The organism is Sphingomonas sp. LHG3443-2 (assembly GCF_049896405.1).
In the GTDB taxonomy this organism is placed as follows: Bacteria; Pseudomonadota; Alphaproteobacteria; order Sphingomonadales; family Sphingomonadaceae; genus Sphingomicrobium.
This window is the reverse complement of sequence record NZ_JAFCUG010000001.1, coordinates 1,344,567-1,368,682: the sequence shown is the minus strand read 5'-3', so window position 1 is coordinate 1,368,682 and position 24,116 is coordinate 1,344,567. Positions and strand designations below refer to the sequence as shown.

Below are 24,116 nucleotides of genomic sequence, written 5' to 3'. Positions count from 1 at the left end.
TCTCAGGCTCCTGCCGGGACCGCTGCGCCGGGCTTGGTCGTCGGCAGCAGCGCCGGCTCGGGCGCATAGTTGATGTCGAGGAAACCGATCTTCTCACGCTCGACCCGGGCGACTTCTTCGGCCGGGATGTCGTAATCCCGGTTGTAGTCGAAGCTGTGCCAGATGGTCACCGCGACCAGCGCGACGAAGGAGAGGATCGCCAGCCACCAGATGTACCAGATCATCCCGAAGCCGAGTGCGGCGGCGAGACCGGCCTGGATGATCGCGGTGCCGGTGTTGCGCGGCATGTGGACCGGCCGGTAGCCGTCCTTCGGATGGTCATAGCCGCGGCACTTCATGTCGTACCAGGCGTCGAGATCGTGGACGACGGGCGTGAAGGCGAAGTTGTAGTTCGGCGGCGGCGAGGTGGTCGACCATTCGAGCGTGCGGCCTTCCCACGGATCGTTGCCGACCTTGAGCTGCTCACGCTTGCGGTAGCTGACCACCAGCCCGATCACGAGGCCCAGGATCCCGATCAGGATGATCACGGCGCCGATCGCGGCGATGATGAAGTAAGGCTGCAGCGTCGGGTCGTCGAACATGCGGACCCGGCGCGTCGTGCCCATCAGGCCGACGATGTAGATCGGCGTCCAGGCCACCCAGTAGCCGATCACCCAGCCCCAGAAGTGGACCTTGCCCCAGAACTTGTCGAGCTTGAACCCGAACGCCTTGGGGAACCAATATTCGATGCCCGCGAACAGACCGAAGACAACGCCGCCGATGATCACGTTGTGGAAATGGGCGACCAGGAACAGGCTGTTGTGAAGCACGAAGTCGGCCGGCGGCACCGCCAGCAGCACGCCCGTCATACCGCCGACCACGAAGGTCAGCATGAAGGCGACCACCCACATCATCGGCAATTCGAAGCGGATCTCGCCCCGGTACATGGTGAACAGCCAGTTGAAGATCTTGGCCCCCGTTGGAATAGCGATCACCATCGTCGCGATGCCGAAGAAGCTGTTGACCGACGCACCCGACCCCATGGTGAAGAAGTGGTGCAGCCAGACGAGGTAGCTCAGGATCGTGATGACCACCGTCGCGTAGACCATCGACGAATAGCCGAAGAGGCGCTTGCCGGTGAAGGTCGAGGTGATCTCGGAATAGATGCCGAATACCGGCAGGATCAGGACGTAAACCTCGGGATGGCCCCACAGCCAGACGAGGTTCCAGTACATCATCGGGTTGCCACCAAGATCGTTGGTGAAGAAATTGGTCCCGATATACCGGTCCAGCATCAGCAGCGCGAAGGCGCCGGTCAGGACCGGGAAGATGGCGATCGCGAGCACCTGGCTGCAGAAAGCGGTCCAGGTGAACACCGGCATCTTCATCATGGTCATGCCGGGCGCCCGCATCTTGATGACGGTGGTCACCATGTTGAGCGCGGATAGCGTCGTGCCGATGCCCGCTATCTGTAGCGCCCAAAGATAATAGTCAGGGCCTACCCCCGGCGAGTTTTCGAGGTTGGCGACGGGCACGTAGTTGAGCCAGCCCGCGGTCGAGAACTCGCCCACGAACAGCGACACCATCACCAGCCCCGCGCCCGCCGCGGTCAGCCAGAAGCTCAGCGAATTGAGGTAGGGGAATGCCACGTCGCGCGCGCCGATCTGCAGCGGCATGACGAAGTTGATGACGCCAGATACCAGGGGGATCGCCACGAAGAAGATCATGATCGTCCCGTGGGCGGTGAAGACCTGATCGTAGTGGTGGGCGTTGAGGTAACCCTCGCTTCCGCCGAACGCCATCGCCTGCTGCAGCCGCATCATGATCGCATCGGCGAAGCCACGCAGCAGCATGACGATGCCAAGGATGAAGTACATGATGCCGATCTTCTTGTGGTCGACGGTGGTGAACCACTCGCGCCACAGATAGCCCCACAGCTTGAACTTCGTGATGCCGCCAAGCACCGCGAGCCCGCCCAGCGCCACCACCGCGAAGGTGACGAGCAGGATGGGCTCGTGGATAGGAAAGCTTTCCCAACCCAGCCGGCCGAAGATGGTCTTTGCGTCGATCACGTGGCGTTCTTTCAGATCAGCTCATGTTGCGGTTGGCAGCGTCGCCGGGATTGATGGCGCCGGGTGCCTTTCGCGTGTCGGTGGGCTTGGTGATGTGCGAGCCGGTGCCCTTCTCCTCGTTGGACTTGAAGAGCGCGCCCTCGCGCTTGTCGCCATGCGGAGGGGCGGAGCCGCCGCGCGGGGTCATGCCTTCGTGCCCGCCGCCGCCGTGGCCCATATCCTTGCGCATGGTGTCACCCATGCACGGCTTGCCGGGCTCGACACAGCGTTCGAGGATGCGGCGGTAGAGGTCCTTGTCACCGACAGCGAACAGCATCGGCGGGACCTTTTCGCTCGGCTTCACGAGCTGGAGGTAAGTCGCGGTGTCGAGTACGCGCCCGCCTGCCTTCGCCTGGGCAACCCAGCCGGCGAACTGCTGTTCAGGCACACCGCGGATGCGAAAGCGCATGTTGGAGAAGCCGGCACCGCTGTAATTGCCCGAGTAACCGGTGCTGTCGACCGGCCGGTCGAGCACCGCGTGCAGCGTGCTCTGCATCCCCGGCATGGTGTAGATCATGCCGGCCATGGTCGGCGCGTAGAAGGTGTTCATCATGTTCGACGAAGTGAGGTCGAACCGCACTTCGCGATTCACCGGCAGCACGAGGTCGTTGACCGTCGCAATGCCGAGATCGGGGTAGATGAACAGCCACTTCCAATCGAGGCTGACCACCTGCACCCGCAGCGACTGGCTATTCTCGGCGCGGGCTTCCAGCGCGGTCGCCTTGCGATCGAGGGGACGGAACGGGTCGAGCAGGTGAGTGCTCGACCAAGTCAGCGCGCCGAGTGCGATGATGATCAATAGCGGCGCCGACCAGATGGCGAGTTCGAGCGTGGTCGAATGGTCGAAGTTGGGATCGTAGGTGCCGCCCTTCCCCTTGCGATAGCGCCAGGCGAACACGACGATCAGCACCATCACCGGCACGATGATCAACAGCATCAGCCCGGTGGAGACGATGATGAGGTCGCGCTGCTGGCGCGCGATGTCGCCGGCCGGGTTGAACACGGCGTGGCTACACCCTGCCAGCACCAGTGCGGCAAGCGCCACGGTCAGCATGCGCGCTGCCGAGTGGAGGGACGTCGACTTCATAGGTCAGCGAAGTAGGCGGGTGACGAGGCCGGCGACATTGGACAAAATGTCCAATCCCGTCCTGTCGCCGGCTGGGGCAAAGCGGTATCCGTAGTGAGATTTCGCGCGCCCCGTGCCCGCGACACGCAAGCGAGAGAAGACGCCCGAGATGAGCACGTCCGCCGACATTGGCAACTCCGAGGCGCTGGAGCGCGACGCGCGCGTGGTGCACTCGGCCCATCACGAGGTCCGCCCGGGCGAAATCGCCGTCGGCGTGATCATCGGGCGCACCACCGAATTCTTCGACTTCTTTGTCTACGCCATCGCCTCGGTGCTGGTGTTTCCGGCCTTCGTCTTTCCCTATCTCGAACCGCTGCAGGGCACGCTCGCGAGCTTCGCCTTGTTCAGCCTCGCCTTCTTTGGCCGGCCGCTCGGCACCTTCCTCTTCACCTACATCGACCAGAACCACGGCCGCGGGGTGAAGCTCACCATTGCGCTCTTCCTGCTCGGCGGGTCGACCATGGCGATCGCGCTGCTGCCCAGCCACGCGCAAGTCGGCGCAACTAGCGCCTGGCTACTCGGCCTATTCCGGCTGCTGCAGGGCGTAGCGCTGGGCGGAGCGTGGGATGGGCTCCCCTCACTCCTGGCCTTGAGCGCGTCCAAGGAAAAGCGCGGCTGGTATTCGATGATCCCGCAGCTTGGCGCGCCGCTCGGGCTGGCGCTCGCCTGCGTGCTGTTCGCCTACTTCCTGTTCCTGCTGCAGCCGGAAGACTTCCTTCGCTGGGGCTGGCGCTATCCCTTCTTTGTCGCGCTCGCGCTCAACATCGTCGCCCTGTTCGCGCGGCTGCGGATCGTCGCCACGCCCGAGTTCAAGCGTTTGTTCGACAATCGCGAGCTCCAACCCTCGCCGCCGTTCGCCACCCTGTTCGCGGAATGGCGGGTGATCCTGCTCGGTGCCTTTGCACCTTTGGCGAGCTTTGCCTTGTTCCACCTCGTTGCGGTGTTTCCGCTGTCGTACAATCAGCTGTTCACCACCGAGAGCCCGGTCCGCTTCCTGCTGATCGAAGCATTGGGCGCGCTGATCTGCGTGGTGGCGATCCTCATCTCGGGCGTGCTTGCCGACAAGGTCGGGCGCCGCGCGGTGCTGGGCGTGTCCGCGGCGCTGATCGGCACCTTCTGCTTCGCACCGATCCTGCTCGGCTTCGGCCAGTTCGGCGAAGGGCTGTACCTGTTGCTCGGCTTTGTGTTGCTGGGCCTCAGCTTCGGCCAGGCAGCAGGCGCGGTGAACGGCAGCTTCCGCCAGCAATATCGCTACACGGGCGCTGCCATCGTCTCCAACTCGGCCTGGTTCATCGGCGCCGGTTTCGCCCCGCTGGTCGCCTTGTGGCTGACCGCCGAGTTCGGCCTGTGGGCGGTTGGCCTCTACCTCCTGTCGGGGGTGATCTGCACGCTCGGCGCGCTGTTCATCAACCGCGAGTGGGGCCAGCGCGATCAGGGATCGAGTGATGCGCCGATGGTCGCCGACTAAGCGTCGGCAAGGTCCGCCAGCACGCCTTCGAGCTCGGCCAGCCGCTCGGCAGGCTGCTCGCTTTCCGGCCGCAGCAGCCAGCGCCCTTCCTTGTCCTCCAGCCCGGCCGGCGGCTTGTCGGCGGCGTTGACTGGCGTGATGGCGATGGCGGCCGGCCCGGCGTCGATCCGCCGCACGCCCGCATCCTGCGCCAGCATCCGCACCTGCGCCGCGCCAAGCAGCGCCTCGGCCTCCGCTGGAAGTTCGCCGAACCGATCCGCCAGCTCGGCCCGGAGTGCGTTGAGCCCAGCGCTATCCTCAACCCGCGCCAGTCGCAGGTAGAGCGACAAGCGCACCTCCTCCTCCGGGATCCACTCGGCCGGCAGGCGCCCGGAAAGGCCTAGCCGAAGCTCGGGCTCTGGCGTGTCCACCTCCTCCCCCCGCGCATGCCGCAGCGCCTTGCCGAGAAGGTCCTGGTAGAGGTCGATCCCGATCAGCTTGAGATGACCCGACTGCTCTTCGCCAAGCAAGTCGCCCGCCCCGCGCAGGTCGAGGTCACGGGCGCTGATCGCAAAGCCGGCGCCGAGCCGGTCGAACGCTGCCAGCGTATTCAGCCGGTCAAGCGTGCGCTTGGGGATTTCCGCCTTGCCGGTCATCAGCAAGATGTGCCCGCGCCGCGCGCCGCGCCCAACTCGGCCGCGCAGCTGGTGCAGCTGCGCGAGACCGAAATTCTCGGCTCGCATGACTACCATCGTGTTGGCCCGCGGCACGTCCAGGCCCGCTTCGATGATGTTGGTCGCCAGCAGCACGTCGCCGTCACCCGCGGCAAAGGCGACCATCGCTTCGTCGATCTCTGCCGCGGGCATCTTGCCGTGCGCGCGCACCAGCGTGAGTTCGGGGACTAGCCTCGCCAGTGTTTCCCCCAGCGGCTCCATGTCCTCGATCCGCGGCACCACGACGAAGCTCTGCCCGCCGCGCGTCCGCTCCCGCATCAGCGCCGTGCGGAGCTTGGCCTCGTCCAGGCCGCCGACCTCGGTCCGGATCGGCTGGCGCCGCGCCGGCGGGGTGGCGAGAATGCTGACGGGCTGCAGGCCGACCAGCGCCGATTGCAGCGTGCGCGGAATGGGCGTGGCGGTGAGGCTGAGGGCATGCGGCGCGCCGAGGCCGCGCAACTTGTCCTTGTCCTTGGCACCGAAACGCTGTTCCTCGTCGATGATGACAAGGCCGAGGTCCTTGTAGGCGACGCCCTTGCCGGCGACCGCTCCGGTGCCGACCACGATGCCGATGCTGCCGTCCGCCAGCCCGGCCAGCACACGCTTCTTCTCGGCCGCGGTGACCAGCCGCGAGAGCATCGCGACCTCGACGCCCAGCTCCTCGAAGCGGCCGCGAAAGGTCTCGAGATGCTGACGCGCCAGCACGGTGGTCGGTGCCGCAAGCACCACCTGCTTGCCTGCGAACACCGCCATTGCCGCGGCGCGCAAGGCAACCTCGGTCTTGCCAAAGCCGACGTCGCCGACCACCAGCCGGTCCATCGGCTTGCCCGAGGCAAGGTCGTCGCGGATCGCGCCCACCGCCTTCAGCTGATCGGCGGTTTCGGTGAAGGGAAAGCTTGCAACCAGCTGCTCGAAGCGGGCGGCATCGGGTTCGAGTGCGGTGGCCGTCGCCTGTTCCCGTTCGGCCGCGAGCGCGACCAGCCCGCGCGCGGTCTCGGCCACCGCCGCCAGCACCTCGCCGCGCCGCTTCTCCCAGGACGAGCCATCAAGCTTGTCGAGGGTGACGCTCTCCTCGTCCGAGCCGTAGCGCCACAGCTTGCCGGCATCCGCAACCGGAACCAGTCGCCGCGCGTCACCAGCGAACCGCAGCACGATCGCGTCGCCGCCGCCTTCGGGAAGCTCGGTCAGGCCGGACACGGATGCCAGGCCATGGTCCTCGTGCACGACGATGTCGCCCGGCCTGATCTCGGGCGCCGCAAACAGTTCGCTGGCGGCAGTGGTGACACTCGTGTCGTGCGCCGCGCGCGAGCCGATCAGGTCGCCGGCGGCAATGGCGATCACGGGCCCGCGAGCAAAGCCGCGCGGGACGGCCATGGCGAGACACACGACCGAGCCGGGCGTCGCCGCCATCACCTCATGCCAGCTTTCGGCCGAAGCGACCTCCACCTTGAGCGCCCGCGCGACACGGGGGCCGAGGAAGCGCAGGTCACGTGGGCTGCCGAGCAAGGCGAGGACCTTGCCATCGGCGAGCGCGGCCTTGGCGAAGCGGGTGAACGCCCGCTCCGGCGCGCGCTGTTCGACGAAGCGCGGCGGCAGGTCGCCGCGTCCCTCGGCGAGGTCGAGGCGATCGAGCTTGGCAATCGCTTTCTCCCACCGGGCATCGTCGCAAATGTCGGCGGTAGCCCGCGCCGGGCGCCGCTTGCCGCAATCGGCGGCAAGCGCGAGAAACAGCTTGCGGCGCTTGTCGGCCCCGGGGTCGAGGGCGAGCACGGCGCCAGGCAGGTGGTCGGCGATGGTGACGCCGTCGCTCACCCGCGGTTCGGCCACGGTGCCGATCTCCAGGCTGTCGAGATCCTCGCAGGTCAACTGGGTCAGCGGATCGAAGCCGCGGATGGCGGTAATGGCGCCGTCGGCGACCTCGATCCGCACCGGCTGCTGGCGGTCGCCGGGGAACAGGTCGGCAACGTTGCCGCGGACGGCGACTTCACCGGGTTCGTCGACCCGGTCGTCGTCATGGTAGCCGAGCTTGTGGGCCTGCTCGGCGAATTGCTCAAGGTCGAGCGCGTCGCCGGTGCTCAGCACGGGGGGCTTGGCGAAGTAAGCATCCGGCGCGGCAATCAGGCGTCCGGCGGCTTCCCCGCTGCTGACCAGCAGGACCGGCCGATCCTCTTTCAGCGCATCTGCAAGATGCCGAAGGGCGCTGGTGCGTTGCCCCGCGACGCTGGGCGACGTCGGCGCATCGTCGCCCGGGAGGACGTCCGAAGCGGGCAGATAAAGCACCTTGTGGTTGCCCGCTCCTTGCTCGGCAGCGCGGGCGATGGCGGCGGCACGGACCTCGTCTTTGGCCAGGAACAGCAGCCGCGGCGCTTGCGCCGACAGCAATGCCGCCACCACTTCACCGATTTCGAGGTCCGTCGTCTTTGTCTGATCCGCCATGGCCCCGCAACGGGCCGCCGACGCGCCTGTTCCTGCCCACTAGACCAGCTTGCCGGGATTGAAGATGCCGCGCGGGTCCATCGCCGCCTTGATCGCCCGCAGTGCCTGCATCCGCGCGGGAGATGCGAGCCGCGCAAGTTCGCCGCGCTTCATCTGGCCGATGCCGTGCTCGGCGGAGATTGAGCCGCCCGCCTCGGTCACCAGATCATGGACATAAGCGCTGACCGCCTTGCCTTCGGTGCTGTCGGCCCATCCTTCCCCGGCGCCGGCAGGAGCGCGAACGTGGAAGTGGACGTTGCCGTCGCCAAGATGGCCGTAGCCGCTCGCCTCCGTGCCGGGAAAACGCTGCTCGACCAGCCGGGCCTCTTCGAGGAGAAAGCCGGGCACGCGGTCGATCGGCAGCGAGATGTCGTGCTGCGCCGCCGGCCCCGCGGCACGTTCGGCCTCCGAGATCGAATGACGCAGCCGCCACAGCGCTTCGGTCTGCGCATCGCTTTGCGCGATCACCGCGTCGGTGAGGAGGTCGCTCGCTTCGCCGAGCAGCCGCTCGAGGAGTTGCTGCGGCGGCTCTTCCGCAGCGCCGGTGACGGCTTCGACCAGCACGTGCCAGGGCGCGCTGCTTGCCAAGGGCGCACGGGTTTGCGGGATGTGGCGGAGAACCCGGGCCAGGCTGGGGTCCGGGATGAGCTCGAAGCCCTCGATGGTGTCGGTCGCGGCTTCGAGCCGGCGGAGCAACGCCAGCGCCTCGTGCGGCCCGGCAAGCCCGATCCACGCCGCGGCGCGCTGCACGGCACCCGGCACCAATCGCAGCCGAAGCGCGGTGATGATCCCGAGTGTGCCTTCCGCGCCGATCAGCAGATGGTCGAGGCTGACCCCGCGATTGTCCTTCTTCAGCCCGCTGAGGCTGTCGTGGACAAGGCCGCCCGACAGCACCGCTTCCATTCCCAGCACCTGCGCCCGCATGGTCCCGAAGCGCAGCACCTGCGTCCCCCCGGCATTGGTCGCCGCAAGCCCGCCGACCGTGGCCGACCCCCGCGCCCCAAGATCGAGGGGGAAGCGGGCGCCCTGCCCCACTGCCGCCTGCTGCAAGGTGTCGAGGATCACGCCGGCCTCGGCGACCGCATGATCGGGCCCGATGCTGCGGATGCGGTTCATGCGCCGTAGCGACAGCAGCACGGCCGACCCGTCGCTGGGCGGAGTCGCGCCGCCGACCATCGAGCTGTTACCGCCTTGGGGCACTAGACCCACGCCATGGGCTTCCGCTGCCTGGACGATCGCCGTCACCTCAGCGGTAGAGGATGGCTGCAGCAGCAGCGCACTCATCCCCGTCCAACGCCCGCGCCAGTCGGTCAGCCACGGCGCGATCGCCTCGGGATCGGAGACGATTACCCGCGGCTCGACCCGCGTCCGCATCGCATCGAGAAAGGCCGGAAGAGACATGCGCCGCACATAGTCGCTTGCGCCGAGCGGCGCGAGCGGGGAGAGATTGCGGCATGATTCAGCTGGTAGTCGCCCGTGCGCGGAACGGGATCATCGGGCGGAACGGCACCCTCCCCTGGCACCTTCCCGACGACCTCAAGCGGTTCAAGCGGCTGACGCTGGGCACCGCCATGGTGATGGGCCGCAAGACCTTCGACAGCCTGCCGGGGTTGCTTCCGAAGCGCCGACATATCGTCATCACACGCGACCGCGCCTGGAGGGCCGAAGGCACCGAGGTCGCGCACTCGCTTCCCGAAGCCTTTGCCCTCGCCGCGCCTGACGATGTCAGCATTATCGGCGGGGCGGAGATCTTCGCGCTGGGGCTGGCTTTTGCCGAACGGGTCGAGCTGACCGAGGTGCTGGCCGACATCGAGGGCGACACCGCAGTGCCCGATCCGCGCGACAGCGGCTTCTGGCGCGAGACGTTCCGGGAAGAGCATGGCGCAGAGGGCGACAGCCCCGCCTACGCCTTCGTCACGCTGGAACGCGCCTAGGCAGCGCCGTCCAGCACCATGTCGATCTGGCGGGTGACCTCGTCCATGCTGGCCATGCCATCGACCCGGGCGACCAGCCCGCGCGCTTCGTAATAGGGCAGGATCGGCGCCGTCTTCGCGCGATATTCGGCCATGCGGGTGCGCACGGTCTGCTCATTGTCGTCGGGACGGCGCTTGAACTCATGCCCGCCGCAAACGTCGCACTGATCCTGCACCTGCGTCGGCTTGAACCGCTCATGGTACGGCGCGCCGCACGAGCCGCAGGTGAAGCGACCGGTGATCCGCTCGACCAGCGCTTCCTCGTCGACTTCGAGTTCGATCACATGCGCGAGCTTGCGAGAACGGTCGTCGAGCAGGAGATCGAGCGCCTCGGCCTGATGCTGGGTGCGCGGAAAGCCGTCGAAGATCGCGCCCTTGTCGCGGCTCTGGTCGAGATGCTCGCCGATCAGCGCGGACACGATGGCGTCGCTGACGAGCTCGCCCGCTTCCATCACGGCCTTGGCCTTGAGCCCGACGGGAGTACCGTTCTTGACGGCCGCGCGAAGCATGTCGCCGGTCGACAGCTGGACCATGCCGCGGGTCTCCACCAGCCGCTGCGACTGGGTGCCCTTGCCCGCACCCGGCGGTCCCAACAGGATGATATCCAAGACCGAAACGCTCCCTGGTAGCTCAAGCCTGCTTGTCGGGGCCCGTGCGGACCCCGTCAAGCATCAGCGGCGCGCTGGCCGCCCGCCCTTCAGCTTCGCCTTCTTGATGAGGTCACCATATTGGTGGGCGATGAGATGACCCTGGATCTGGCTGACCGTGTCCATCGTCACGTTGACGACGATGAGCAGGCTGGTGCCGCCGAGATAAAAGGGAATGCCGGCCTGGGTGAACATGATCTCCGGTACAAGGCAGATCAGGGTCAGATAGGCCGCGCCGATCACCGTCAGGCGGGTCAGCAGGTGATCGAAATAGCTTTCGGTCGCCTTGCCCGGACGAACGCCCGGAATGAAGCCGCCATGCTTCTTGAGGTTGTCGGCGGTTTCTTCCGAGTTGAACTGCACCGAGGTGTAGAAGAAACAGAAGAAGATGATGCCGAGCCCGTAGAGGGTCATGAACACCGGGCTGCCGTGCTGCAGATAGGTGCTGAGCGTGACCAGCCATTCCGACTGACCCTCGGCACCCGGCGTGGCGCCAGCCATCTGGATGACGGTCAGCGGCATCAGCAGCAGCGACGACGCGAAGATCGGTGGGATCACGCCCGCGGTGTTGATCTTGATCGGCAGGTGCGACCGCTCCTGCGCCATCATCCCGCGGGCCGTCGCACGCTTGGGATACTGGATCAGGACACGGCGCTGGGCGCGCTCCATGAAGCAGATGAACAGGATCAGGCCGACGACCAGCGCGATCACCAGGATGATCAGCAACGGGTCGATGGTGTTGCTGCGGCCGCCTTCGAACAGCTGCGCCAGCGTGCGCGGCAGGGTCGCGACGATGCCGGCCATGATGATCAGGCTGATGCCGTTGCCGATGCCGCGGCTGGTGATCTGCTCACCGATCCACATCAGGAACAGGGTGCCGCCGACGAGGCTGATGGTGGCCGCCACGCGGAACAGGATGCCGGGATCGACTACCGCGGCAATGCTCTGGTTGGCGCCGAGGCCCTCAAGGCCGACCGCGATGAAATAGCCCTGCACCATGGTCAGCGCGACCGTCAGGAAGCGGGTGTACTGGTTGAGCTTCTTGCGCCCGGTCTCGCCCTCTTTCTTGAGGGCCATCAGCGGCGCGTACATGGTTGCGCCGAGCTGCACCACGATCGAGGCGGTGATGTAGGGCATGACGCCGAGCGCGATGATGCTCATGCGCTCCAGGCTGCCGCCCGAGAAGGTGTTGAAGAAATCGAGAACACCGCCGCGCTGGGTGTTGAACAGCTCGGCCATGGCGCGCGGGTCGATGCCAGGCATCGGCACGTGGCTCAGAAGCCGGAACAGGATCAGCGCACCGATCGTGAACCAGATGCGCTTCTTGAGCTCGGTCGCCTTGCCGAAATTGGCGAGGCTGATGTTTGAAGCCAGTTGTTCGGCTTGGCTTGCCATGTGCTTGTTCGTCCCTACCCCCGAAAGGGGCCCATATAGGCGGTGACGCGCCTGATGTAAGCGCCGCTGGTCACCCGGCGAAGGCAAGAGTCCTGATGCGGACCTCGGCCCTCGCCGAAAGACAGCTTACTTGGCCGACTTGGCAGCCTTGTCGGCGAGGCGCGCCTCGCGGGCGGTGCCCTTCTTGGCCTTGGCCAGCTCAGCCTTGTCCTTGCGCTCGATCAGCTCGACCCTGCCGCCGGCCTGTTCGATCGCTTCGCGGGCGCCCTTGCTGACGCCAGCCACGCGGAAGTTCAGCTTGGCCGAGAACTCGCCCTTGCCGAGGATGCGCACGCCGTCCTTGCCGCCGCGGCCGACGCCAGCGGCCTTGAGCGCGTCGTGATCAACCGTGCTGCCCGCGTCGAGCGTGCCGGCATCGATCAGCTTCTGGATGGCGCCGAGGTTCACTTCAGCGTGATCCTTGGCGAAGATGTTGTTGAAGCCGCGCTTCGGCAGCCGCATGTGGAGCGGCATCTGGCCGCCTTCGAAGCCCTTGATCGAGACGCCCGAGCGGCTCTTCTGACCCTTCTGACCGCGACCGCCGGTCTTGCCGACGCCGGAACCGATACCACGGCCGACACGGACGCGGCCCTTGCGGGCACCAGGGTTGTCGCGGAGGTCGTTAAGCTTGATCGTCATGTTCTGCACTCGCTTTCGCTTTTTGCGCGCATCCGGACCCCCGCTGTCGCGAGAGCCCGGTCACTGTGGTTTCAAAACGGAATGGAGCCCCTGCACCAGCAGAGGCTCCAAGCCAATTACTTTTCGACGCTCAGCAGATGCTGGACCTTGCGGATCTGGCCGAGGACCTCGGGGGTCTCCTCCACTTCCACGGTGCGGTGCATCTTGTTGAGGCCGAGACCGACCAGCGTCGCGCGCTGGGTCTTGTCGCGGCGGATCGGCGAACCGGTCTGGGTGATCTTGATGGTCGCCACGTCTGTTACTCCGTGATGCTGTCAGCGGTGGCCTCAGCCTCCGCCTGGCTCACGCCACCGCGGCCGAGCAGGTCAGCGACCTTCTTGCCGCGACGCTGCGCCACCGAACGGGGGCTGGTCTGATCCTTGAGCGCTTCGAAGGTGGCGCGGATCATGTTGTACGGGTTCGAGGTGCCGACCGACTTGGTCACCACGTCGGCCACGCCCAGGCTCTCGAAGATGGCGCGCATCGGGCCACCCGCGATGATACCGGTGCCGCTCGGCGCCGAACGAACGGTCACCTTGCCCGCACCGAAATGGCCGTTGCCATCATGGTGCAGGGTGCGGCCGTCGCGCAGCGGAACGCGGATCATGGCCTTCTTGGCCGCCGCGGTCGCCTTGCTGATGGCTTCCGGCACTTCGCGGGCCTTGCCGTGGCCGAAGCCCGCACGACCCTTGCCGTCGCCAACCACGACCAGCGCGGCGAAGCCAAAGCGCTTACCACCCTTCACGGTCTTGGAGACGCGGTTGATGTGGACGAGCTTCTCGATCAGCTCCTCGCCGCCATCGTCGTCGCCGCCACGGCCGCCACGGCGATCGTCACGACGTCCGCCGCCACGGTTGCCACCGCGGCCGCCGTCACGGCCACCACCACGCCCGCCACGGTTACCACCGCGGGGACCACGGCCTTCCTGCGCCGGAGCGCCGGCATCGGCAGCCTGGGCCGCCGGAGCCGCGTCCGGGTTACCGGCCTGGGTCTGGGTTTCGATTTCGTCAGCCATTCTTAGAACTCCAGCCCGCCTTCACGGGCGGCATCGGCGAGGGCCTTGACCCGGCCATGGAACAGGAAGCCACCGCGATCGAACACGACGTTGGTGACGCCGGCCGCCTTGGCCCGCTCCGCCAGCGTCTTGCCGACCTGCTTGGCGCCCTCGGCAGTGGCACCGGTCTTGCCGCGCAGATCCTTGTCGAGGGTCGACGCCGAGACGAGGGTACGACCCTCGGCATCGTCGATCACCTGGGCGTAGATGTGGCGACCCGAACGGTGCACCGACAAGCGCGGCTTGCCGCCAGCGCGGGCACGCAGCGCCGTGCGCACGCGGCGCCGGCGACGGTCGAAGAGGGAAAGCTTGGCCATTACTTCTTCTTCCCTTCCTTGCGGAAGATGAACTCGCCGCGATACTTGATGCCCTTGCCCTTGTAGGGCTCGGGCTTGCGCCAGCGACGGATCTCGGCCGCGACCTGACCGACCTTCTGCTTGTCGATGCCGCTGATCTCGACCGTGTTGGGGTCGGGAGTCTTGACGTCGATGCCCTCGGGGATCGCGTAGTTGACGTCGTGGCTGTAGCCGAGCTGCAGGCGCAGGTTCTTGCCCTGGGCCGCCGCGCGGTAGCCGACGCCGGTGATCTCGAGCACCTTGGTGAAGCCCTCGGTCACGCCGGTGACGAGGTTGAGCACGTTGGTGCGCTGCATGCCCCACGCCGCGCGCGAACGCTGGCTGTCATTGACCGGCTGCACGCTGATCTGGCCATCCTCGACCGACGTGCGGACCAGCTCGTCGAGCATGGTCATCGAAAGGGTGCCCTTGGGGCCCTTGACGCTGAGCGTCTGGCCTTCGAGGTTCGCCGTCACCCCGGCCGGAACCGGGACCGGCTTTTTGCCGATACGGGACATCTTAGAACACCTCCGCCAGGACTTCGCCACCGACGTTCTGCTCACGCGCTTCCGCATCGGAAAGCACACCGCGAGGCGTCGAGACGATGGTCATGCCAAGGCCGTTGCGGACCCGCGGCAGCTTGGCGGCGCCCGAGTAGACCCGGCGACCGGGCTTCGAGACACGCGCCAGGTGCTGGATCGCAGGCTGGCCTTCGAAATACTTGAGTTCGATCCGCAGGCCCTTCTGGCCCGCCAGCTCCTCTTCCGAGTAGCCGCGGATGTAGCCTTCACGCTGAAGCACGTCGAGGACGTGAGCGCGCAGCTTGGAAGCCGGCGTCAGGACGCTGTCCTTCTTCGCCTGCTGGCCGTTGCGGATGCGGGTGAGCATATCACCCAGGGGATCGGTCATCGCCATCTTGCGGTGTCCTTACCAGCTCGACTTGGTGAGGCCGGGAATCAGGCCCTTGTTTCCCATCTCACGCAGCATGACGCGCGAAAGACGGAACTTGCGGTAATAAGCGCGGGACCGGCCCGTCAGCTCGCACCGATTGCGGATACGGGTCGGATTGCCGTTACGGGGCAGCTCCGCCATCTTCAGACGCGCGATCAGACGCTCGGTCTCGTCGAGGCTCTCGTCATTCGCGATTGCCTTAAGCTTGGCGTACTTGGCCGCCTGCTTTTCGACGAGCTTCTTACGACGCTCGTTCTTGTTGATGGAACTCAGTTTCGCCATGACTTAAGTTCTCCTAACCGCTTACGCGGCAGCCTTTTGCTGGTCAGCGTCTGCGGGGAACGGGAAGTTGAAGAGGCGGAGCAGCTCGCGCGCTTCCTCGTCGGTCTTCGCCGTGGTGGTGACGATGATGTCCATGCCGCGGACCTTTTCGATCCGGTCATATTCGATCTCGGGGAACACGATCTGTTCCTTGAGACCCATCGCATAGTTGCCGCGCCCGTCGAAGCTCTTCGGGTTGAGGCCGCGGAAATCGCGGACCCGGGGAAGAGCGATCGTCACGAGACGGTCGAGGAACTCGAACATGCGTTCGCGGCGCAGGGTGACCTTGCAGCCGATCGGCATGCCTTCACGCAGCTTGAACTGCGCGATGGAGGTCTTGGCCTTGGTGATCACCGGCTTCTGCCCGGCGATCAGCTGCATTTCGGCAGCGGCCGCTTCGACCTTTTTCTTGTCCTGGGTGGCTTCACCGACACCCATGTTGATGACGATCTTGTCGAGGCGCGGGACTTCCATCCGGTTCTTGTAACCGAACTTCTCGGTCATCGCCTTGACGATGCGATCGTCATAATCCTTCCGCAGACGCGGCGTGTAATTGGCGTCGGCCATTAGATCAGTTCCCCGGACTTGACCGCGACCCGCACCTTCTTGCCGTCGCGTTCCTCGAAGCGGACGCGGGTAGCCGCGCCGGACTTCGGATCAGCGAGCGCCACGTTGGACACGTGAAGCGGAGCTTCCTTGGTGACCTTGCCACCCTGCGGGGCAGCCTGGGTCGGCTTGATGTGGCGGGTAGCGACATTGACGCCGCTCACGACCACCTTGTTTTCCTTCGGCATGGAACGGACGACCTCACCGGTCTTGCCCTTGTCCTTGCCGGCGAGGACGACGACCTTGTCGCCCTTCTTGATCTTCGCGGTGGCCATTACAGCACCTCCGGCGCGAGGCTGATGATCTTCATGTGCTTCTTGGCACGGAGCTCACGCACGACCGGGCCAAAGATACGGGTGCCGATCGGCTCCTCGTTCTTGTTGACCAGCACGGCGGCGTTGCTGTCGAAGCGGATCACCGAACCGTCGGGACGGCGGATGTCCTTGGCGGTGCGAACGATCACGGCGCGGTGCACGTCACCCTTCTTCACGCGACCCTTCGGAGCGGCTTCCTTGACGGAAACGACGATGATGTCGCCGACGCCCGCGGTGCGGCGCTTGGAGCCACCGAGCACCTTGATGCACATGACGCGCTTGGCGCCGCTGTTGTCAGCCACGTCGAGGTTGGACTGCATCTGGATCATGGGTCTATCCTATCCTTTTCTGCAGTCGCTCAGACGTTGGCCGCTTCGGCCAGGTCGGAGGCCTTCGCCTCGCCAACCAGCCCGGCAACGGTCCAGGTCTTGAGCTTCGACAACGGCGCGCATTCTTCAATGCGAACCTGCTGACCCACGCTGTAGGCATTCGCCTCGTCGTGAGCATGATACTTCTTCGACAGCTTGATGATCTTGCCGTACAGCGGGTGCTTCACCCGCCGCTCGACACGAACCACCACGGTCTTGTCACCCTTGTCGGACACCACGGTGCCGGTGAGGACGCGCTTTGGCATCTCTTACTCTCCTCAGCCCTGCGCCGGCGCGCTCTTGGAGCGCTGGCCTTGCAGGGTCTTGATGCGGGCGATGGTCCGGCGGACCTCACGCACGCGGCTCGGCTTCTCAAGCTGATTGGTCGCAGCCTGGAAGCGCAGGTTGAACTGCTCGCGCTTCAGCTCACCGAGCTGAGTCGACAGTTGATCGTCGGACTTCACCGACAGGTCTTCACGCTTCGCCATGATCAATCGGCCTCGATCAGGGTTTCGCCAAGGCGGGCGACCACCTTGACCTTGATGGGGAGCTTCTCCGCCGCACGCTCGAAAGCGGTCTTGGCGAGCGGGCCCGGAACGCCGTCAAGCTCGAACAGGATGCGGCCGGGCTTGACCCGGGCGACCCAGAATTCGGGCGAGCCCTTGCCCTTACCCATGCGGACTTCGGCAGGCTTGCTCGACACCGGCAGGTCCGGGAAGATCCGGATCCACAAACGCCCCTGGCGCTTGATGTGACGGGTGATCGCGCGGCGGGCCGCTTCGATCTGGCGGGCGGTGATCCGCTCCGGCTCCATGGCCTTGAGGCCGAAGGCGCCGAAGTTCAGCTCGGTTCCGCCCTTGGCAACGCCATGGATGCGGCCCTTGAAGGCCTTGCGGAACTTGGTGCGCTTTGGTTGCAACATGATCTGTGATCCTTACCGGCGACGATCGTCGTCGCGCGCGGGGCGGACGCCGGAGGTCTGCGCTTCCATCATCAGCCGGTCCTGAGCGAGCGGGTCGTGACCCAGGATCTCGCCCTTGAACACCCACACCTTGACCCCGCACACGCCATAAGCGGTGTGGGCCTGGGCTTCGGCATAATCGACGTTGCCGCGCAGCGTGTGAAGCGGCACGCGGCCTTCACGATAGCGCTCCGAACGAGCGATTTCGGCACCGCCAAGACGGCCACCGCACTCGATACGAATGCCTTCCGCGCCGAGGCGAAGGGCCGACTGAACGGCGCGCTTCATGGCGCGGCGGAACGCGATGCGGCGCTCCAGCTGGTCGGCGATGCCCTGCGCCACGAGACGCGCATCGACTTCCGGCTTGCGGATTTCGACGATGTTGAGGCTGACTTCCGAACCCGTCATCTTGGACAGGGTCTTCTTCAGCTTCTCGATGTCGGTGCCCTTCTTGCCGATGATCACGCCGGGGCGCGCAGCATAGATGGACACGCGGCACAGCTTGGCCGGACGCTCGATGACAACCTTGGAGATCGCGGCCTGCGGCAGCGTCTTCATGATGTACTGGCGGATCTTGAGATCCTCGAGCAGCAGGCGGCCGTAATCCTGGCCTTCCGCGAACCAGCGGCTGTCCCAGGTACGGTTGATCTGCAGCCGGAGGCCGATCGGATTGCTCTTCTGACCCATTAGGCTTCTTCCTGCTCGGACACGACGACGCGGATGCGGCTGAACGGCTTGACGATCCGGCTCGACCGACCGCGGGCGCGGGTGGCGAAACGCTTCATCGAGATCGACTTGCCGACGCTCGCCTCGGTGACGATCAGCGCGTCGACGTCGAGGTTGTGGTTGTTCTCGGCGTTGGCGACGGCCGACGCGAGAACCTTGTACACGTCCTCGCTCATGCCCTTGGGGCTGAACTTCAGGATGTTCAGCGCTTCCTCGACCTTGCGGCCACGGATCAGCTGAGCCACCAGGTTCAGCTTGCGCGCCGAGCCACGGATGGTGTTGCCAACGGCGAGCGCTTCCTTGTCGCCCACCTTGCGGGGTGCTGCAACCTTGCCCATTACCGCTTGCCCTTCTTGTCGGCGGCGTGACCCGGGAAATAACGGGTCGGCGCGAACTCGCCGAGCTTCATGCCGACCATGTCCTCATTGACCGACACCGGCACGAACTTGCGGCCGTTGTAGACATTGAAGGTCAGGCCGACGAACTGCGGCAGGATGGTGGAACGGCGCGACCAGGTCTTGATCGGCGCGCGGGCACCGGCGTCCTGGGCGGTTTCGGCCTTCTTGAGGAGCGACAGCTCCACGAACGGACCCTTCCAGACGGAGCGAGCCATCTCTTAGCCCTTCTTCTTGGCGTGACGGCTACGGATGATGAACTTGTCCGTTGCCTTGTTGTGACGGGTGCGGGCACCCTTGGTCGGCTTGCCCCACGGGGTGACCGGGTGACGGCCGCCCGAGGTCCGGCCTTCACCACCGCCGTGGGGGTGGTCGACCGGGTTCTTGGCGACGCCGCGGGTCAGCGGGCGCTTGCCGAGCCAGCGGGTACGGCCGGCCTTGGCGAGCGTGGTGTTGCCGTTGTCGGGGTTCGACACGGCACCGACGGTGGCCATGCAGTCCGAGCGGATATAGCGCTGCTCGCCCGAGTTCAGGCGAACGATCACCATGCCCTTGTCGCGGCCGACGACCTGAACGTAGGTGCCGGCTGCACGAGCGATCTGACCGCCCTTGCCGGGCTTCATCTCGACGTTGTGGACAATGGTGCCGACCGGCATCTGGCCGATCTCCATCGCATTGCCCGGCTTCACGTCGACCTTCTTGCCGGCGACGACCTTGTCGCCCGGAGCGAGACGCTGCGGCGCGAGGATGTAGGCCTGCTCGCCGCCCTCGTAAGTGACAAGCGCGATGAACGCCGACCGGTTGGGGTCGTACTCGAGCCGCTCAACAGTGGCCGCAACGTCCCAGGTCCGACGCTTGAAGTCGATGATCCGGTACTTCTGCTTGTGGCCGCCCGCGATGCCGCGGCTGGTCACGTGACCCTTGTTGTTGCGGCCGCCGGTCTTGGTCTTGCCTTCGGTCAGCGCCTTGACGGGCCTGCCCTTCCAGAGCGCGCTCTTGTCGACGAGAATCAGGCCGCGGCGGGCCGGGCTCGTCGGCTTATATGCTTTGAGTGCCATCGGTCCTTAGATCCCGCTCGTGACGTCGATCGGGTCCTGGCCGGGAGCCAGGGTGACGATCGCCTTCTTCTCGTCCGACCGCTGATAGGGCTTGCCCTTCCAGCGCTTCGACTTGCCCTTGGTGACCATGGTGTTCACGTTCAGGACCTTGCGGTCGAACAGGGCCTCGACGGCCGCCTTGATCTCCGGCTTGCTGGCATCGCCAGCCACCTTGAAGACAACCGCATTGAACTCGGAGAGCTGGGTCGACTTTTCGGTGATGTGCGGCCCGCGGATGACGTCATAGTGACGCAGGTCCACGGCCTTGGTTTCTGCCTTAGCCATTGAAACGGGCCTCCAGCTTCTCAACCGCGGCCCGGGTCAGGACCAGGGTCTCGTGGCGCATGATGTCGTAAACATTGGCACCGACCGCCGGGAGCAGGTTCATGCCCGGGAGGTTCGACGAAGCGTGCGCGAAGCTGACGTTCAGCGCGTCGCCGTCGATCACCAGCGCGGTCTTGCCGAAGCCCAGCTTGCCGAGCTTCTCGACCAGCGTCTTGGTCCTGCCTTCAGCCACGTCGAGGTTGTCGACGATGATCAGCTGACCGCCCTGAGCCTTGCTGCTCAGCGCCATCTTGAGGCCAAGCGCGCGAACCTTCTTGTTCAGCGAAGCGCTGAACACGCGGGCACGCGGACCATGGGCCTTACCACCGCCGATGAAGATCGGGGCGCGGCGATCGCCGTGGCGAGCCGTACCGCCGCCCTTCTGGCGACCGAACTTCTTGCCAGTGCGGGCCACGTCCGACCGCTCGCGGGCTGCGCGGGCAGGGGCGCGGCGGTTTACCAGCTGCCAGGTGACGACGCGATGCAGGATGTCGGCGCGGGGCTCGACACCGAACACGGCGTCATTGAGCTCGACCTCACCGGATCCGGCAGCGTCGAGGGTCTTGACTTCGACCTTCATCGCTTAGCCTTCCGTGCTCTCGTCGGTGGCCGGTGTAGTGTCCGTCACCTGAGCGTCGTTGTTCTGGGGAGCCGCGGCGGCGGTGCGAAGACCGGCCGGATACGGCGCATTCTCGTTGCGGGCGAGCTTGACCGAATCCTTGACGGTCAGCCAGCTGCCCTTGTGACCGGGCACCGAGCCCTTCACGAACAGCAGGCCGCGCTCGACGTCCGTGCGGACGATCTCGAGGTTCTGCTGGGTGCGGTTGCGGGCGCCCATGTGGCCGGCCATCTTCTTGTTCTTGAAGACGCGGCCCGGATCCTGGCGGTTACCGGTCGAGCCATGCGAACGGTGCGACACGGACACGCCGTGAGTGGCGCGAAGACCACCGAAGCCCCAACGCTTCATGGCGCCGGCAAAGCCCTTGCCCTGGGTGACACCGGAGATGTCGACCATCTGGCCTTCGACGAAGTGATCGGCCGAGATTTCCGAACCGACGTCGAGGAGCGCGTCCTCGGCGACCCGGAATTCGACCAGCTTGGCCTTGAGCTCAACCTCGGCCTTGCCGAAGGCGCCGCGCTGCGGCTTGTTGACATTCTTTGCCTTGGCAGCGCCGGCACCGAGCTGAACGGCAGTGTAGCCGTCCTTCTCGCCCTCGCGGCGGCTGACAACCTGGACGCCATCGAGCTGGAGAACCGTCACGGGAACGTGACGTCCGTCCGCCTGAAACAGACGGGTCATTCCAACCTTCTTGGCGATCACGCCAGTGCGCATGATCAAGCACTCCTCACAGAGGCTCCGCCGGTTACCCGGGGGAGCATGCAGCCCGTGAAATAGTGCGTCGCCCCGCCTGGGCTATTCCTGCCGAAGCAGGAAGCGGGGGACGCAGACCGGGCAACCTCGAAAGAGGCCTCCCGCGGTATCCCGTAGATTTCGGCGCAGCAGGATCGCTTCAGAAGCGATTCAACCGCCGCGCCGCAGCCCTTAGGCCAGTTTGATCTCCACGTCTACACCTGCCGCGAGGTCGAGCTTCATTAGTGCATCAACGGTCTGCGGGGTCGGCTGCACGATGTCGAGCAGACGCTTGTAGGTGCGCACCTCGAACTGTTCGCGCGACTTCTTGTCGACGTGCGGCGAACGGTTGACGGTGAACTTCTCGATGCGGGTCGGGAGCGGAATGGGACCACGGATCAGCGCGCCGGTACGGCGAGCGGTGTCAGCGATGTCGCCGGTGGCCTGATCGAGCACGCGGTGATCGAAGGCTTTCAGGCGAATCCGGATATTCTGAGTTTCCATGAGTTCCACTACCGATTGCAAAGAGCCGCTGGACGGTTACCCGCCCAAGAAAACATGAGGCCGCACCCGACTATCCCCGGTTACCCGGGTCGGCGAGACCCCAACGCTGAAACTTGGTGACGGGGACGAATCTCCGTCGGAAGGGCGCCTCTACAGAGGACGCGGAGGGAGATCAAGCCCTGCGTGGCACAACCGGCAGTGTTCTCGCCCCCTCGAGCGAGGCCCTCACCATCGATCAGGGACGCAGTTCGATTTCGAGCCTGCCGTAAGGTCTGCGTCCCTCGGTCAGGATCAGAACACCGATGGTGCCGTCTTTGGGGGTATCAAGGCAGCGTGAGCTGACGTCTACCACTATCCCAATGCCCGCAACCTTCGACTTCACCTCCCGGAGCAGCCGGGCAGACGGCTTCTTTCCCTGAATAGAAAGGAACGTCAGTCGCGAGCCCGGCGCTTGGGTATCCCGGCCGCCTTCAGAAGGCGCACGTGCGGCCGCGATGCGCGCCTCGATCGGGCGCTCCGACCGGCCGCACCACCAGCGTTCGGTGAATTCACGGCGCCAGGGTTCGTGGGTCAGCAGGTAGCGATGATTGGGATATTCTATGCATTCTTGGGTCGCCAGCAAGACCGAACCATCCGGGCATCGTTTCGTCTTTGGAGGGGTCGCCGGGATCGCGGCAGGCTGGCCCGCAGCGGCACTTAGCAACAACAAAGCGATGATCATACTGGCTGCCCGCCCCTTCTTGCTTGCCAAGGCTGATCCTAGAGCAGCGGCAGACAGAAAGGCTATAACTCTTCCCGCGACTGCTTCGGCACGAAGCTAAGCTGCGCCAGGCGCCAGCTGCGCTCCGGTTTGCCGGGCCACAGCGACGCAAGATCCACTTCGCCTTCCGGCTCTACGCCGCTGACCTGGACGTGGATGTAGCGGCCGGTTTCGCGGGTGCGGACCTTGGCGCCAGGATAGCGTTGTTCGAGCGCGTCTTGGAGCGCTTCGACCTCTTCGGCGATCTCGTCGGTGTCGAGCTTGCGCGGGGCGCCGTCGATCAACTCGGCGGTGGAGGAACGCAGCGCATTGAAGCCGTCCTTGATGATGCTGGCGGAGATGAGGCCGCTCGCCAGTGCATCCGCCCACCAGAAGCCGAGTCCGACCCCGAGGATGCCGCCGATGCCGGCGAAGCCCGTCATCCAGTCCGCCTTCTGCATCAGCGCATCGGTGTGCAGCACCTTGTCCTGAAGGGTGCGGGCGACCGGCTCCTTCAAGCGGCCGAGAATAACTGGCGGGATGATCGAGTAGACCAGCGCCGCGATCATCAGCCAGCCCATCCAGATCGTCTGTCCGAACAGGGTCACCGGCGGGATGGTGACGTGCTCCTGCTTGATGAGCGTCATGGCGCTCTCGAACAGCAGGAACACGCCGACCGCCGACAACGCCGTGGCGGAGATCAGGAAGGCAAGGCTCTGGACGCGGTGAAAGCCGAACGGAAAGGCCTTGGTCGGCCCGCGTGTTTCCAGCCGAGCGGCGATCAGAAAGACGATGGCGGGGACGAGGCTGAGGATGTCTTCGAACCAGGCGGTTCGCATCGCCTGGCTGGAGCCAGTGGCGAAGAACATCACCACCACGACCGAACCAATCCAGAACAAGGTCCATCGTTCGAGCCGGCGCGCGTGGGCGAAGTCCTGTGCAATCTGACCCGGGATCCCGCTCATGGCTTGCCCCTCACTTGCTCAACCTGCCGGTGAAGCAGGCTGATCCAGGCATTCTCGCCGTTTCGAGCGAGCGCCACGAGCTGCACCGGCTCCTTCTCGGCTGCGGGTGAAAGCGGCTTCGAAGCATGGACCTTCATCGCCCATGGGCTTTTCTTGGCCATGGTGCCGACCACGAGGTCGAGTTCGCCTTCCTCAAGCTCGGTGAGGAGATGCTCGGCCGCTCCCGCGCTGAGCTCGGGCGTGGCGCCGGCCTCCGCCGCGATCGCTTCGATCAGCCGGCGGCCCCGGCCCTCTTCATCACGCGAGCCGGCAATCAGGCCGACGCGGAAGCTCTTGGCATCGCGAATGTGCTGGAGCGAGCCTTTCGTATCCCTCGGAATATCGCCGCAGCTGACCAGGGCGGCGCCAAGAAAGGCGAGAAAAGCAGACTTCATTACGGCAGCAGAACGCCCATTCGCTCGGACGCGTTCCCGGACAGCGGAAGGCCCGACACTCAGCTGAGTGCCGGGCCCTTGCCGTTCG

At 65.6% G+C, this 24,116-nt stretch carries 32 protein-coding genes; 2 read left to right on the top strand and 30 right to left on the bottom strand.

Going from position 1 to position 24,116, the window contains the following annotated elements; all coding sequences use genetic code 11:
- Positions 1-2 precede the first annotated feature (2 nt).
- On the bottom strand, positions 3-2,051 hold the full coding sequence (gene cyoB / locus ACP69Z_RS06920) for a cytochrome o ubiquinol oxidase subunit I (protein WP_426266778.1): 2,049 nt from the start codon (positions 2,049-2,051) through the stop codon (positions 3-5).
- Between the two features lie 16 nt (positions 2,052-2,067).
- Positions 2,068-3,177 (bottom strand): ubiquinol oxidase subunit II, encoded by a 1,110-nt coding sequence (cyoA, locus tag ACP69Z_RS06915; RefSeq protein WP_426266777.1) that lies wholly within the window; start codon positions 3,175-3,177, stop codon positions 2,068-2,070.
- Positions 3,178-3,325: 148 nt separating this feature from the next.
- Here cyoA and ACP69Z_RS06910 point away from each other — a divergent pair, with 148 nt between their 5' ends.
- Entirely contained in the window at positions 3,326-4,684 is a 1,359-nt protein-coding gene (locus ACP69Z_RS06910) for an MFS transporter (protein ID WP_426266776.1), read from the top strand.
- Here ACP69Z_RS06910 and ACP69Z_RS06905 read toward each other — a convergent pair.
- Complete coding sequence (locus tag ACP69Z_RS06905; protein WP_426266775.1) at positions 4,681-7,812, bottom strand: helicase-related protein; 3,132 nt, start codon at positions 7,810-7,812, stop codon at positions 4,681-4,683. The two genes, ACP69Z_RS06910 and ACP69Z_RS06905, sit on opposite strands and share 4 nt — an antisense overlap.
- Before the next feature lie 39 nt (positions 7,813-7,851).
- Entirely contained in the window at positions 7,852-9,252 is a 1,401-nt protein-coding gene (locus ACP69Z_RS06900) for an FAD-binding oxidoreductase (RefSeq protein ID WP_426266774.1), read from the bottom strand.
- 53 nt (positions 9,253-9,305) lie between these two features.
- Between ACP69Z_RS06900 and ACP69Z_RS06895 the strand changes: the two genes are divergently transcribed.
- Positions 9,306-9,785, top strand: coding sequence for a dihydrofolate reductase (locus ACP69Z_RS06895; protein ID WP_426266773.1), 480 nt, complete (start codon positions 9,306-9,308; stop codon positions 9,783-9,785).
- Here ACP69Z_RS06895 and ACP69Z_RS06890 read toward each other — a convergent pair.
- From ACP69Z_RS06890 to ACP69Z_RS06765, 26 genes are all read right to left on the bottom strand, one after another.
- On the bottom strand, positions 9,782-10,432 hold the full coding sequence (locus ACP69Z_RS06890; protein ID WP_426266772.1) for an adenylate kinase: 651 nt from the start codon (positions 10,430-10,432) through the stop codon (positions 9,782-9,784). The two genes, ACP69Z_RS06895 and ACP69Z_RS06890, sit on opposite strands and share 4 nt — an antisense overlap.
- Positions 10,433-10,495: 63 nt before the next feature.
- Positions 10,496-11,866, bottom strand: coding sequence for a preprotein translocase subunit SecY (gene secY, locus ACP69Z_RS06885; RefSeq protein WP_426266771.1), 1,371 nt, complete (start codon positions 11,864-11,866; stop codon positions 10,496-10,498).
- Between the two features lie 126 nt (positions 11,867-11,992).
- On the bottom strand, positions 11,993-12,538 hold the full coding sequence (gene rplO / locus ACP69Z_RS06880; RefSeq protein WP_426268059.1) for a 50S ribosomal protein L15: 546 nt from the start codon (positions 12,536-12,538) through the stop codon (positions 11,993-11,995).
- A 122-nt stretch (positions 12,539-12,660) separates the two neighbouring features.
- A complete protein-coding gene (gene rpmD / locus ACP69Z_RS06875) occupies positions 12,661-12,837 on the bottom strand; it encodes a 50S ribosomal protein L30 (RefSeq protein WP_249503718.1) in 177 nt (58 codons plus the stop codon).
- A 5-nt stretch (positions 12,838-12,842) separates the two neighbouring features.
- Positions 12,843-13,598 (bottom strand): 30S ribosomal protein S5, encoded by a 756-nt coding sequence (rpsE, locus tag ACP69Z_RS06870; protein ID WP_426266770.1) that lies wholly within the window; start codon positions 13,596-13,598, stop codon positions 12,843-12,845.
- A gap of 2 nt (positions 13,599-13,600) precedes the next feature.
- The gene (gene rplR / locus ACP69Z_RS06865) at positions 13,601-13,954 is read right to left on the bottom strand and encodes a 50S ribosomal protein L18 (RefSeq protein ID WP_426266769.1); all 354 of its coding nucleotides are present in this window, start codon (positions 13,952-13,954) and stop codon (positions 13,601-13,603) included.
- The gene (gene rplF / locus ACP69Z_RS06860; protein WP_426266768.1) at positions 13,954-14,490 is read right to left on the bottom strand and encodes a 50S ribosomal protein L6; all 537 of its coding nucleotides are present in this window, start codon (positions 14,488-14,490) and stop codon (positions 13,954-13,956) included. The genes rplR and rplF overlap by 1 nt, the downstream gene beginning before the upstream one ends.
- Before the next feature lies 1 nt (position 14,491).
- The gene (gene rpsH, locus ACP69Z_RS06855) at positions 14,492-14,887 is read right to left on the bottom strand and encodes a 30S ribosomal protein S8 (protein WP_338503014.1); all 396 of its coding nucleotides are present in this window, start codon (positions 14,885-14,887) and stop codon (positions 14,492-14,494) included.
- A gap of 12 nt (positions 14,888-14,899) precedes the next feature.
- The gene (rpsN, locus tag ACP69Z_RS06850) at positions 14,900-15,205 is read right to left on the bottom strand and encodes a 30S ribosomal protein S14 (RefSeq protein ID WP_344707500.1); all 306 of its coding nucleotides are present in this window, start codon (positions 15,203-15,205) and stop codon (positions 14,900-14,902) included.
- A gap of 21 nt (positions 15,206-15,226) precedes the next feature.
- A complete protein-coding gene (rplE, locus tag ACP69Z_RS06845) occupies positions 15,227-15,811 on the bottom strand; it encodes a 50S ribosomal protein L5 (RefSeq protein ID WP_426266767.1) in 585 nt (194 codons plus the stop codon).
- Positions 15,811-16,125, bottom strand: a complete 315-nt coding sequence (gene rplX / locus ACP69Z_RS06840) for a 50S ribosomal protein L24 (protein WP_426266766.1) — start codon at positions 16,123-16,125, stop codon at positions 15,811-15,813. Before rplX ends, rplE begins: the two co-directional genes overlap by 1 nt.
- A complete protein-coding gene (rplN, locus tag ACP69Z_RS06835; RefSeq protein WP_029941096.1) occupies positions 16,125-16,493 on the bottom strand; it encodes a 50S ribosomal protein L14 in 369 nt (122 codons plus the stop codon). The genes rplX and rplN overlap by 1 nt, the downstream gene beginning before the upstream one ends.
- Positions 16,494-16,522: 29 nt before the next feature.
- Entirely contained in the window at positions 16,523-16,798 is a 276-nt protein-coding gene (gene rpsQ, locus ACP69Z_RS06830; protein ID WP_249503711.1) for a 30S ribosomal protein S17, read from the bottom strand.
- A 12-nt stretch (positions 16,799-16,810) separates the two neighbouring features.
- Positions 16,811-17,020 carry a 50S ribosomal protein L29 gene (gene rpmC, locus ACP69Z_RS06825; RefSeq protein WP_426266765.1) on the bottom strand — a complete coding sequence of 70 codons (210 nt, stop codon included), beginning with the start codon at positions 17,018-17,020 and terminating at the stop codon, positions 16,811-16,813.
- 2 nt (positions 17,021-17,022) lie between these two features.
- Entirely contained in the window at positions 17,023-17,454 is a 432-nt protein-coding gene (gene rplP, locus ACP69Z_RS06820; RefSeq protein WP_426266764.1) for a 50S ribosomal protein L16, read from the bottom strand.
- A 12-nt stretch (positions 17,455-17,466) separates the two neighbouring features.
- Positions 17,467-18,180 carry a 30S ribosomal protein S3 gene (rpsC, locus tag ACP69Z_RS06815; RefSeq protein WP_426266763.1) on the bottom strand — a complete coding sequence of 238 codons (714 nt, stop codon included), beginning with the start codon at positions 18,178-18,180 and terminating at the stop codon, positions 17,467-17,469.
- Positions 18,180-18,557, bottom strand: a complete 378-nt coding sequence (gene rplV, locus ACP69Z_RS06810; protein ID WP_426266762.1) for a 50S ribosomal protein L22 — start codon at positions 18,555-18,557, stop codon at positions 18,180-18,182. The genes rpsC and rplV overlap by 1 nt, the downstream gene beginning before the upstream one ends.
- Positions 18,557-18,832 (bottom strand): 30S ribosomal protein S19, encoded by a 276-nt coding sequence (gene rpsS, locus ACP69Z_RS06805; RefSeq protein WP_168068184.1) that lies wholly within the window; start codon positions 18,830-18,832, stop codon positions 18,557-18,559. Before rpsS ends, rplV begins: the two co-directional genes overlap by 1 nt.
- A 3-nt stretch (positions 18,833-18,835) precedes the next feature.
- Positions 18,836-19,672, bottom strand: coding sequence for a 50S ribosomal protein L2 (rplB, locus tag ACP69Z_RS06800; RefSeq protein WP_426266761.1), 837 nt, complete (start codon positions 19,670-19,672; stop codon positions 18,836-18,838).
- Positions 19,673-19,678: 6 nt separating this feature from the next.
- Positions 19,679-19,996: a 50S ribosomal protein L23 gene (locus ACP69Z_RS06795; RefSeq protein ID WP_426266760.1), complete on the bottom strand. Its 318-nt coding sequence runs from the start codon at positions 19,994-19,996 to the stop codon at positions 19,679-19,681.
- Positions 19,989-20,615: a 50S ribosomal protein L4 gene (rplD, locus tag ACP69Z_RS06790; protein ID WP_426266759.1), complete on the bottom strand. Its 627-nt coding sequence runs from the start codon at positions 20,613-20,615 to the stop codon at positions 19,989-19,991. The genes ACP69Z_RS06795 and rplD overlap by 8 nt, the downstream gene beginning before the upstream one ends.
- A gap of 3 nt (positions 20,616-20,618) precedes the next feature.
- A complete protein-coding gene (rplC, locus tag ACP69Z_RS06785) occupies positions 20,619-21,368 on the bottom strand; it encodes a 50S ribosomal protein L3 (protein ID WP_426266758.1) in 750 nt (249 codons plus the stop codon).
- A gap of 210 nt (positions 21,369-21,578) precedes the next feature.
- The gene (rpsJ, locus tag ACP69Z_RS06780) at positions 21,579-21,890 is read right to left on the bottom strand and encodes a 30S ribosomal protein S10 (RefSeq protein ID WP_028969184.1); all 312 of its coding nucleotides are present in this window, start codon (positions 21,888-21,890) and stop codon (positions 21,579-21,581) included.
- Positions 21,891-22,125: 235 nt separating this feature from the next.
- The gene (locus tag ACP69Z_RS06775; RefSeq protein WP_426266757.1) at positions 22,126-22,641 is read right to left on the bottom strand and encodes a hypothetical protein; all 516 of its coding nucleotides are present in this window, start codon (positions 22,639-22,641) and stop codon (positions 22,126-22,128) included.
- A gap of 32 nt (positions 22,642-22,673) precedes the next feature.
- A complete protein-coding gene (locus ACP69Z_RS06770) occupies positions 22,674-23,594 on the bottom strand; it encodes a cation diffusion facilitator family transporter (RefSeq protein WP_426266756.1) in 921 nt (306 codons plus the stop codon).
- The gene (locus ACP69Z_RS06765) at positions 23,591-24,028 is read right to left on the bottom strand and encodes a hypothetical protein (RefSeq protein WP_426266755.1); all 438 of its coding nucleotides are present in this window, start codon (positions 24,026-24,028) and stop codon (positions 23,591-23,593) included. The genes ACP69Z_RS06770 and ACP69Z_RS06765 overlap by 4 nt, the downstream gene beginning before the upstream one ends.
- Positions 24,029-24,116: the final 88 nt, after the last annotated feature.

Bases quoted from the DNA above. Each gene is read 5' to 3' on its own strand.
- cyoA (WP_426266777.1), bottom strand. From the start codon at position 3,177: ATGAAGTCGACGTCCCTCCACTCGGCAGCGCGCATGCTGACCGTGGCG.
- ACP69Z_RS06910 (WP_426266776.1), top strand. From the start codon at position 3,326: ATGAGCACGTCCGCCGACATTGGCAACTCCGAGGCGCTGGAGCGCGAC.
- ACP69Z_RS06905 (WP_426266775.1), bottom strand. From the start codon at position 7,812: ATGGCGGATCAGACAAAGACGACGGACCTCGAAATCGGTGAAGTGGTG.
- ACP69Z_RS06900 (WP_426266774.1), bottom strand. From the start codon at position 9,252: ATGTCTCTTCCGGCCTTTCTCGATGCGATGCGGACGCGGGTCGAGCCG.
- ACP69Z_RS06895 (WP_426266773.1), top strand. From the start codon at position 9,306: ATGATTCAGCTGGTAGTCGCCCGTGCGCGGAACGGGATCATCGGGCGG.
- secY (WP_426266771.1), bottom strand. From the start codon at position 11,866: ATGGCAAGCCAAGCCGAACAACTGGCTTCAAACATCAGCCTCGCCAAT.
- rpsE (WP_426266770.1), bottom strand. From the start codon at position 13,598: ATGGCTGACGAAATCGAAACCCAGACCCAGGCCGGTAACCCGGACGCG.
- rplR (WP_426266769.1), bottom strand. From the start codon at position 13,954: ATGGCCAAGCTTTCCCTCTTCGACCGTCGCCGGCGCCGCGTGCGCACG.
- rplF (WP_426266768.1), bottom strand. From the start codon at position 14,490: ATGTCCCGTATCGGCAAAAAGCCGGTCCCGGTTCCGGCCGGGGTGACG.
- rpsH (WP_338503014.1), bottom strand. From the start codon at position 14,887: ATGGCGATGACCGATCCCCTGGGTGATATGCTCACCCGCATCCGCAAC.
- rpsN (WP_344707500.1), bottom strand. From the start codon at position 15,205: ATGGCGAAACTGAGTTCCATCAACAAGAACGAGCGTCGTAAGAAGCTC.
- rplE (WP_426266767.1), bottom strand. From the start codon at position 15,811: ATGGCCGACGCCAATTACACGCCGCGTCTGCGGAAGGATTATGACGAT.
- rplX (WP_426266766.1), bottom strand. From the start codon at position 16,125: ATGGCCACCGCGAAGATCAAGAAGGGCGACAAGGTCGTCGTCCTCGCC.
- rplN (WP_029941096.1), bottom strand. From the start codon at position 16,493: ATGATCCAGATGCAGTCCAACCTCGACGTGGCTGACAACAGCGGCGCC.
- rpsQ (WP_249503711.1), bottom strand. From the start codon at position 16,798: ATGCCAAAGCGCGTCCTCACCGGCACCGTGGTGTCCGACAAGGGTGAC.
- rpmC (WP_426266765.1), bottom strand. From the start codon at position 17,020: ATGGCGAAGCGTGAAGACCTGTCGGTGAAGTCCGACGATCAACTGTCG.
- rplP (WP_426266764.1), bottom strand. From the start codon at position 17,454: ATGTTGCAACCAAAGCGCACCAAGTTCCGCAAGGCCTTCAAGGGCCGC.
- rpsC (WP_426266763.1), bottom strand. From the start codon at position 18,180: ATGGGTCAGAAGAGCAATCCGATCGGCCTCCGGCTGCAGATCAACCGT.
- rplV (WP_426266762.1), bottom strand. From the start codon at position 18,557: ATGGGCAAGGTTGCAGCACCCCGCAAGGTGGGCGACAAGGAAGCGCTC.
- rpsS (WP_168068184.1), bottom strand. From the start codon at position 18,832: ATGGCTCGCTCCGTCTGGAAGGGTCCGTTCGTGGAGCTGTCGCTCCTC.
- rplB (WP_426266761.1), bottom strand. From the start codon at position 19,672: ATGGCACTCAAAGCATATAAGCCGACGAGCCCGGCCCGCCGCGGCCTG.
- ACP69Z_RS06795 (WP_426266760.1), bottom strand. From the start codon at position 19,996: ATGGCTAAGGCAGAAACCAAGGCCGTGGACCTGCGTCACTATGACGTC.
- rplD (WP_426266759.1), bottom strand. From the start codon at position 20,615: ATGAAGGTCGAAGTCAAGACCCTCGACGCTGCCGGATCCGGTGAGGTC.
- rplC (WP_426266758.1), bottom strand. From the start codon at position 21,368: ATGCGCACTGGCGTGATCGCCAAGAAGGTTGGAATGACCCGTCTGTTT.
- rpsJ (WP_028969184.1), bottom strand. From the start codon at position 21,890: ATGGAAACTCAGAATATCCGGATTCGCCTGAAAGCCTTCGATCACCGC.
- ACP69Z_RS06770 (WP_426266756.1), bottom strand. From the start codon at position 23,594: ATGAGCGGGATCCCGGGTCAGATTGCACAGGACTTCGCCCACGCGCGC.
- ACP69Z_RS06765 (WP_426266755.1), bottom strand. From the start codon at position 24,028: ATGAAGTCTGCTTTTCTCGCCTTTCTTGGCGCCGCCCTGGTCAGCTGC.